Origin of the sequence: Saccharibacillus sacchari (genome assembly GCF_037722395.1) — a bacterium.
Lineage (GTDB): Bacteria > Bacillota > Bacilli > Paenibacillales > Paenibacillaceae > Saccharibacillus > Saccharibacillus sacchari_A.
In genome coordinates, this window is record NZ_JBBKAR010000045.1 from 280192 (window position 1) to 289579 (window position 9388).

A 9388-nucleotide genomic window follows, 5' to 3' on the forward strand; every position below is an offset into this window, starting at 1 on the left:
GGGGTTTTAATGTCGATATAGAGTTAGATTATCTTCCACACCGAACAAGAATCAAAAGGAGGAAAGGAGCAACAAAAATCCAAGCCGTATGGTAAAACTATTGGGAGTTTAACAAGACGGCGAGACGGACGGAGACGTTTTGAGATCGTATAGATGCGGGTCGATCTGTTCCATAAAAGGAGTCGCGACGCTGTCGGCAAACAAGGTTAGTCGGTGCATGGCACGGGTGCAGGCGGTATAAAATAGCTTGCGTTCGGATTCGCGGTGGTAGGCGGACGCGTCGTAGATCAATACGGCGTCGAACTCGACGCCTTTGGCGAGGTAAACGGGAAGAACCAGCGTCCCTTTTTGAAACTCGGGAGTCGTCTTCGTGATTTCTTTCAGCTCCGGGCATCCCAGAGCGGCAAGTTGTTCCAGCGCTTCGCGGGCTTCGGCGGCGGTGCGGGTGACGATGCCGATCGAGTCGAAGCCTTCGGCTTGAAGTTGCTTGAGATGCGCAGCGATGGACTCGGCCTTTTGCCGGGAAGATGGGGAGTGGATTAGCAGCGGCTTGTTGCCTTCGCGGTCGAAAGGTTCGATCTCCGAGGCTTCCGGCAACAACGCTTTCGTAAACTCCACGATCTGCCGGGTCGAGCGATAGCTGCGATGGAGACGGAATACGCGGGTATGTTCGGCTCCGTACAAATGGACGAGCGGCGAGTCGGTACCAGATAGCTCCGTGGATTGCGTAAAGATCGCCTGGCTGAAGTCGCCGAGCACGGTCATGCGGGCACGCGGAAACATCTGTTTGAAAAACGCATATTGGAACGCCGAATAATCCTGCCCTTCGTCCACGAATACCTGCCGGATATCCGAGCTGCTGCGCAGTCCTTCGACCCGTTCCTTCAAATACAGATAAGGAGTCGCGTCTTCGCCGTATAATTCTCCGCGCTCAAGCTTTGACCGGGTTTGGCGGCTGATCTCGCTCCAATAAGGCGGCAATACGGAGACTTGCGCGTCACCGCAAACAAGAGCAGACTCCGCGCTTTGCTTTTGATCAAATAACTGCATGTACAACCCTGTCACGTCGACGAACGCCATTCGCTTCACGAAACGCTTTAACGGTTCGAACGCTTCGCTCACCAGATCTTTACGCAGCCATGCTTCTTGACGCTCAGAGAAGTCGAAGTCGCCTTCATCCGTACGTCTTGTCCCGTTCAATCTCGCTCTGGCTGCCGCATACTGCTCGGAAAAGTCGAACACATGCCGCTCCTGATGCAGCTCGCCGTACGCTTCTTCACGCTGCTCGGAATCGACGTAATCCAACGCTTCGTCGACCCACTTCGCATAGCGTTCTTCCTGTTCCAGACGCTTCACTTCAGCCAGCAGCCATTCCTGAAGCTTCGCTACGCGATTGGCCGTGCGCAGCGAAGCGTCGTAGCTGTAGAACAGCTCACTCATTCGCCCGGCACTCACCAACTCGCGGCCCTGGAAGGTCAGCGCATGGAACTTCATGCCGCCGCGTTCCAGACTTTCGACGTACCGCTGCATCTCCCGTAAAAAGTCGGACGAAGCTTTATACCGAATCCCGCTCAATCTGGCTTCGTAACCGGGATCGGAAGTTTGCGACAGCACGTATTCCATCTGATCGAACGGATCTTCGAGCGTAAATGTCTGGCTCAAGCGGCGCTCCAAATACTCCTGGAACGTAGTCTGCTTCATGTTCTCTTCGCCAAGCTCCGGCAGAACGGTCGAGACGTAGCCGTTGAACATGGGATTGGGCGAAAAAAGTACCACTTGATCCGCACGCAGACGATCCCGCTGACTGTACAGCAGATACGCGACCCGTTGGAGCGCGGCCGACGTCTTTCCGCTGCCTGCCGCCCCCTGCACGATGACCATCTGACTTTTGTCATCGCGAATGATCGCGTTCTGTTCTTTTTGGATCGTGGCTACGATGCTTTTCATCCGGTTGTCCGCCGCGCCGCCGAGCACCTGTTGGAGCAGCTCGTCGCCGATCGTGTCGCTCGTATCGAACACGTTCAGAATCTGTCGATCCCGTATCCGGTACTGACGCTTCAGCTCCATATTGCCGGAGATGCTGCCGCTTGGCGTCTGATAATCCGCGCGTCCCGGCGAGTGATCGTAATACAGACTGGCGATCGGCGTCCGCCAATCGTAGATCAGAAACTCCAGGCCGTCGGCATCCACGAACGAAGACACCCCGATATAGACCGACTCCGTGAATCCTGTTCCGTCTTCGCGAAAATCGATCCGTCCGAAATACGGAGACGCCAACAACCGTTTCATTTTATGATATTGCCGCACTTTATTCTGATGGCTCCGCTCCCGCTCCGACAACAACGCTTCCTGCTGCTCGATGCTGTAGACGCTCTCTTCGAAGTCTTCGTTCGTGCTTGTGCTGACGCTGACTTCTTCCCAGAACTTGCGCCGAATCTCGATAGCCTGCTCGTTCAGTCCTTCAATCTCCGGTTCGATTTCCCCGATTCTGGCTTCCAACTTGCCGCTGACTTCGCTCAACCGTTCCTGCTCTTGTTTCCAATCTCCCGATTCGATCATTTCCCCATCCACTCCCTTTTTTGATTTTGGAGAAAAACCGTTTGACATCCCGCTCGATCCCGTGCTAGAATTAAAGTATAGATAAGATGCAATATTTATGTTCATTTAAAAATAATCAGAGCGGTCTTCCCATCGTAGCACAGGAAATCGCGGCTTTCAATCTTTATTTCGACTTGTATCCCTCGGCCAAAAGCCGGGGGATTTTCATTTTCAAAACAAGAAAAGCCCGTCATGAATTGACGGGCTCAAGCTGTCGAGAAAGTCTCATGGCCGTGGGAAGCCAGAAGGCTGCGAGAGAAATTCGTTCCGGTCGCGTGTTGAAATCGGGAAATATGATTGAAATTTCAAGTGGAATTTTCCCGATTTCAAAGGCGAACACTATCGTTCCTTCACTGAATTTCTCTCTCCGCCTTCTGGCTTCCAGCTACGTTGGATTTTCTCGACACATTCAGCCCGCCATAACCGACGGGCTTTTCTGATTTTACATTTTTTGTTTTTACTTTCTCTTCCTACCCACCCCAAAGAGCGAGAAGTTCGCCCTTAAAAGCTATAAAAGAAGCGATTCGAACTTAAAAATCTCTTAAGGAGCGAAGCCCAAGCGGAGGGGGAAATTCAGTGAAATACAGGGTTTCGAAGAAAACCTGCGGTAACATATAACGCTATGTTGGCCTTTGAACTCGGAAAAATTCCACTAAAAATTCCAATCAGGTTGTTCCGAGTGAGACAGCGAATTGAACTGAATTTCCCCCGCAGCGCCCCCAGTCAGCTCTCTCACGAACAGTTTTTCATTTACTTCTTCTCGCTCAAAGCCAACACGATTTTTCCGCTCTCGTATTTTAACTTCGCGCTATAATCCCCCGACATGCCCACAACTTCGAGCTTATCGAATTCCCCTTCGATCGATCCGGCCGTAATAAGCGTCAGGTCGCGCTTCGCGAACTCGTAGCCGTCCACGAAGTTCACGCGCAGCGTTCCGTCCGCTTGCAGTTTGCCGGCCACTTCGATTCCGTCATCCGATCCGGTTACGCCGATTTCCAGCACGCCGTTCGCGGCTTGCGTGAAATCTCCGCCGACCGTCAGTAGACGCGGGCCTTCGACGCTCTCGATGATCGTACCGCCGTTGACTACATGGCCTTGGCCGAATGCCGCAGCCGATACGGCTTCGAGCGTGCCTGCCTTGATCTCCGTGCCGCCGGTATAGGTGCTGTTGCCCGCCAGCGCCAGCTTGCCGCTGCCTTGCTTGATTAGCTTGCCCGCACCCGAGATGTCGTTGCGCCATAGGTCTTCCGCGTTGAAACCGCCTTGCGCCGCGTCCATATTGACCGTGACGTTGCTGCTGAATGCGCCGTAGCCATTGGCCGCTTCGAACAGGTTCAGACGTCCCCAGCCTTCCGGATCGTCCAGCAGCGGGTAGCCCGATTCCAGACCCGTCGTAGCCAATACTTCGCGGCGCTGTTCGTCATTCAGGTAAGGAAGGCGTGTCTCCAGCAGCACTTCCGCATGTTCAGGCACGATCATCGGCTTGGTGGTGTCGCCGATTTGCTTGAAGCCGTAAGTCAGGCGCTCCATGTAATCCGCTTTGTTTTGCGCATAGTCAGCGAAGCGGTCTTCGGCTGTGCCGGTTTCTTTTAACAGAACGTCATGCGCCTGGTCGTACGCCTGCTGCTTCAGTTCGGCGTTGTCCGGGTCGGCCAGCGTAGCCGCAGCCAACGCCGTCGCCAGCACGCGTCCGCCCATCACGTCCAGCGGCGAGTGCATCCCGGACACGATACGGCTGTCGCCCATTTCCGAAGCGCGGGTCAGCAACTCCTGGTAACGTTCAGGCACGGCATACGCCAGCGACAACGAAGCGAGGTAAGAAGCGTTCGTGTGACCGCTTGGGAACCCGCCGTCTTTTTCAGGAGTTGTACTAATGGCAGGAACCAGCTTCGGAACGACGATCCGGTTATCGTTCGTGCCCTCCTGCATGTTCACCCACCGATACGGACGCATATATTGGAAAAAGGTTTTGGACGGGTTGGTCGACGCGTAGTTGCCGCGCACCACGCCGATCAGGTCGACCATTTTGCCCAGGGATGATTCCGAATCTCCGCCTTTGTTGGTGCTGTCCTCGTCATCGTATTTTTTCGTCGTTGCATCTGCGGCTACATCTGCGATCGACGTTGTCGTTTTGCTGAGTTCGCGGTACACGTCGGTCAATGCGCCCAGACCTTCGACCGCGCTGTAGGTTTGTCCGCGACGGTCAACCAGATACGCCAGTTCTTCGTCGGCCGCCGTACGCGTTGCAGCCAGATCGACTACATACTGAATATTATAGTCAAGCACGTCCTTTTGCAGCTTGGTTCCATTGTTCCATGTGCTGCCCGGCGTCCACAGCTTCAAGAATTCCGACAGCGTGCCGAGCGCGGCGTTGCTTTCGATGCTTTGATTGTCGCCGCTGTTCGTTTTGTACGAATCGGCGAAGTACCCCCATGCAGGCTGCGAAGGAACCTGGATTTCATAAGCATCCGTAGCCGCGATCGCGGGATGCACGATAGCCGTATTGGACAGGATGGCGAAGCCCATTGCGACGGCCAGCATTTGTTTCATGGTTCTTTTTTTCACGGTAAAGTTGCTCCTCTTCGTTTAGGTATTCGCTTGTGTGTTCGATCTCGAATCGCAGCAAATGTAGCATCCGGCGGCGATTTTGGGCAATGGAACGATTTCGCCTTTATAGCATTTTGGGAGGTTTTCAGCGGAAATCGGCCGGATTTTGTTCATTTAACAATCCCCTTACAAATATCCCGAACAACTCTGCAACCTTGCCTGTATAATCCCACGCGGGAGGAGAGTGTACGATGAAAAAACGAAATGCCGTCTGGGCCCGTCTGGCCGTGTCTTATCTATCTGTCGTTCTGGTTATCGTCCTCTCGCTGTGTTCGGCGTTTTATATCTATGCCTCCAATCGCTACCTGTCCGAGCTGCAAGACCGCAATCAAGCCACGCTCGCCAACACCGCAAAAACGATCGACTCCGAAGTGTTCCAGCGGGTGCAGCAGGTCGTGCTCGGACTGGCGTTGGACCGGACGTCGGATCTGCGGCAGTTCCAGGGCGATTCTTGGAAAAACCATCCGTCCCGCCTGCTTGAGCTGCAACAGCTGCTGAAGTCCGAAGTGTCCGCCCAACCCCATCTGATCGAAGCGATCCATCTTTACGATCCGCAAAGCGGCGCGATGTTATCGTCGCTTCACGGCCTGATCGACCGGGCGGATCGGGAACGCAACATGCCACGGCAAACAGACTGGATTGAAAAGATGTCGACATCGGAAACCGGCGGAATATGGACGGCTTCCCGCGTGATTGCAGAGGATATTTTTTCGGAATTTCCGGATACCGGCGGGCAAAAGCTGATGACGTACGCGCACAGTTATCCGTTCCAGTCTTCCGGCGCGGATAGCGATCTGATCGTCGCCGTCGATGTCAAAGAAGAAGCCGTGCAGGCGATTATCCGCAACATGATGCCTTTTCAATATGAGGAAACGTGGTCGCTTGGCGCTGCGGGAGAATGGGCGATAGATGCGGAAGGCTTGGCGGATATGCGGCAGGAAGTCGCGCAAGCCGAAGCTCGATACGAAACAGGAATGCCGATCGACAGCGATGCGTACACGATCTTCCATGAGCCGCTGCCGACGACGGGATGGACGCTGTACAGCGCAACGCCGCATCGCTTTTTCCAAGAACAATCGCTGGCGGTGCAACGGCTCGTGCTGGCGATCTCCGCGGTGGCGTTGCTGATCGGTCTGCTGCTGTCCGGCGTTATGACCAAGCTGATCTACAGCCCGCTCAAGCGCCTCGTCGCCAATATCCGCCAGTTGACCGGACAGTCCGATACGGACGTCAACGAATACGGGATCATCACCACGGCGGTGCATCACCTGAACGAAAAGGTCAGTACATTGGAAGAGACGCTTCTGGCGACCGGACCGATGGTGAAGCGCAATATGATCTTGAAGCTGCTTCAAAGGGACCAAACGGAGCCGTCTATCAAGGAACGGACGCTGGTCGAAAATCTGTTCGGCGAAGCCGACGGATTCCGCTGTTTGCTGCTGCATAGGCATAGGAAGCCGGAATTCCGCGAAGACTCGAAAAACGGGGCAGCCTCCACACGCACGGACGTTGTCTCGATGCTGGAACGGATGACGATGCCCGGAGTTTTGATCGTGGCGGAAGAGTTGACGGACGGGAAAATCGCAGCCATCCTGGCCCGAACCGCAACTTCCGGTTCAAGCAGCGGCGCCAATCCATCGAACTCTGCAAGCCTCGACGATGAATGGATTCGGACGTTGGCGGATCATCTATTAAAAGTCTGCGGGGAACTGCCGGACGTGAACGTCCAGCTTGCCTGGGGACGCGAAGTGACGAAGCCGCACGAACTGCATGTGAGCCGAACCGATGCGGAAAGCCGGATTAAATACGCCTATTTCTTGCCCGAACGCCCGATGCTGCACGAAGATGATTTGGCGGAACGCGAAGACAGTCAAGGCGAGATTCCGCAGCCGGTCCTCGCACGTTTCCGGGAAAAGCTGCCGGGGCGCCAATTCGACGAGATTGCCGAGGCGATCGACGCGTTAATCGAAGCGATGCGGGAAGGCCGTTACCCGGCGGACTATTGCCACTTTATTTTGTCGAACGCCGTCTTCGCTTTTTCCGATTATCTGAAAAGCATTTGCTACAAGCAGCCGGGCGGCGGTCGTCCGGACTTGCATCGGCAGTATATCGCGCTGTCGCATATCGACGAGTTCCGGGGATGGCTGCTGGATACGGTGCGGACGTTTCTGGCCGAGACGGACAAGCGCAGCAGCGAACGGGCGACGGACACATTGGAATACGCCAAGCAGTACATCGACGAACATCTGCCTGACGATCTTTCGCTTGAAGCCGTATCTTCGAACGTATTTATCAGCGCGAAATATTTGAGCCGACTGTTCAAAGAAGAGCTGGGCGTCACGTACACCGAATATGTCACGAAAAAACGGATGGAGACGGCAAAAGAGCGGATCGAACGCGGCGGAGCGACGATCGAGCAGATTGCCGGAGCGGTCGGGTACAGCACTCCGGCGTATTTTATCAAAAAGTTCAAAGAAGCCTACGGCTGTACGCCGGGCAACTATTTGCGGGAAAACCGGAAGCAGGCGTAGCCGTAGATGGGGGCGATCCGCACAGACAGATTTGGTATGTTGAAAAGGAGGAAGACGATGAACAGTACGCTGCTGCGACGGTTGACGGTTTATATCGCGACGCTAGCCGCCTTGGCCTTATTGGTCGGCTGTGCAAGCCAGACGGACGGATCGATAGAGCAGGCGGCTGCTCAAAAGGATTCCCCCAAACTCAAGATCTCCTGGACCCTGCACCAAAATCTCCCCGTCCCCGAGGATGCGGAGATGATTCGGTATGTGGAACAGAAGCATGACGTCGATCTGGACATCTGGAATCTGGAAAACAACCACTACGAGTCGCTGCTGGACCTGAAGCTGGCTCAAGAAGGCGCGCCGGATCTGCTGCGGATACGCCAGCCTCAGGATTTGCTCAAATACCAGCAGCAAGGGCTGTTGACGGAGATTCCCGAGGAGACGCTGGAGCGCTACGCTCCTAATCTGATAGCCGCGATTCGCGAATATGCGCCGGATTATGCGGATTACGGTCGGATCGACGGCAGCATTTATGGCATTCCGGTGGTCAATCCGACGAATGCTTACCGGATTCCGGTCGTGTATCGGCAGGATTGGCTGGATAAGCTGGGCTTGGACGTACCGGACACGCTGGAGGAATTCGAGCAGGTGATCTATGCGTTCGCGAACGAAGACCCGGACGGCAACGGAATCAAGGATACCTATGGGCTGTCGCTGGAAGGCATGAACGTGGTGTTCGGCGCGTTCGGGCAGATCGTGTTTGCGGATCAGCTTTATTTTAGCGAAAAGGATGGGAAGCTTGTGATCGGGGCGCTTGAGCCGGAAATGAAAAAAGCGCTGGGCTATCTTCGGAAATGGTACGCGGACGGCGTGATCGATCCCGAGTTTATTACCGGAGAAAATAAAGGCGGGTATAAGCATCTGTCGCATTCGTTTATCAACGGACGGATCGGCATGACCTCGATGGGCAACTACTATCATTGGATCGACGACGGGGATTACCAGGCGTGGACGGTAGACGATCGCGGCGAAAGCGTGGAAACTCCGGTGGAAGCCACCTATAACGTGAAGGAGTTGAAAGCGAAAAACCCGGAAGCTCGCGTGTCGTTCGGACGACCGTTTAGCGGTCCCGACGGCAAACGCGGCTCCAAAGCCTACGACAGGCTGATGAGCTTCACGGCAATCGGAGCGAATGCGGCGGCGGAGCCGGGCAAGCTGGAAAAGATTTTGCAAATCCTCGACGATGTCAGCGCCAACCCGGATGAAATCGAACGGGCAACGTTGAAAAACGGCATCATCGGCAAGCATTGGAACTGGGCGGGACCTGCGCGGGACGATATCGTGACGCTGCCGCCTTATGACAAATCCGCCAACTACCTGAATACGATCGGCGCGAATATCGGGATGACCGTCCCCTATCCGCCGTCCGAGCGCCGCGAACAATGGGCCGCGACGCTGCATCTGGATCGGGACGGGATCTACAACGCGCTGGAAGTCTCTACGCCGTCGCTTGTACGCGATAGCGAAGAGCTGATCGCGCTGCGCAATCGGGCGTATATTTCGTTTATTACCGGGGAACGTCCGCTTGCGGAGTTCGACGAGTTCGTGCAGGAATTTATGGATGCGGGCGGGGCCGAAATAATGAAAGAATCTAATAAGTA

4 protein-coding genes are annotated in these 9388 nt (G+C 55.0%); 2 read left to right on the forward strand and 2 right to left on the reverse strand.

The genetic code is table 11. The annotated features are described in order from the left end of the window. Positions 1–108 precede the first annotated feature (108 nt). Together helD and WKI47_RS18000 are read right to left on the reverse strand one after the other, a co-directional pair. Positions 109–2559: an RNA polymerase recycling motor HelD gene (gene helD, locus WKI47_RS17995; RefSeq protein WP_340228550.1), complete on the reverse strand. Its 2451-nt coding sequence runs from the start codon at positions 2557–2559 to the stop codon at positions 109–111. A 789-nt stretch (positions 2560–3348) separates the two neighbouring features. Continuing rightward, positions 3349–5124, reverse strand: coding sequence for an acid phosphatase (locus tag WKI47_RS18000; protein ID WP_340228562.1), 1776 nt, complete (start codon positions 5122–5124; stop codon positions 3349–3351). A 272-nt stretch (positions 5125–5396) separates the two neighbouring features. Here WKI47_RS18000 and WKI47_RS18005 point away from each other — a divergent pair, with 272 nt between their 5' ends. Together WKI47_RS18005 and WKI47_RS18010 are read left to right on the forward strand one after the other, a co-directional pair. Next, complete coding sequence (locus tag WKI47_RS18005; RefSeq protein WP_340228551.1) at positions 5397–7736, forward strand: helix-turn-helix domain-containing protein; 2340 nt, start codon at positions 5397–5399, stop codon at positions 7734–7736. A 57-nt stretch (positions 7737–7793) separates the two neighbouring features. Next, a partial coding sequence (locus tag WKI47_RS18010) for an extracellular solute-binding protein (protein WP_340228552.1) occupies positions 7794–9388 on the forward strand: 1595 nt, incomplete at its 3' end.

Coding starts and splice junctions, on each gene's coding strand:
- helD (WP_340228550.1), bottom strand. CDS start 2,559: ATGATCGAATCGGGAGATTGGAAACAAGAGCAGGAACGGTTGAGCGAA.
- WKI47_RS18000 (WP_340228562.1), bottom strand. CDS start 5,124: ATGGGCTTCGCCATCCTGTCCAATACGGCTATCGTGCATCCCGCGATC.
- WKI47_RS18005 (WP_340228551.1), top strand. CDS start 5,397: ATGAAAAAACGAAATGCCGTCTGGGCCCGTCTGGCCGTGTCTTATCTA.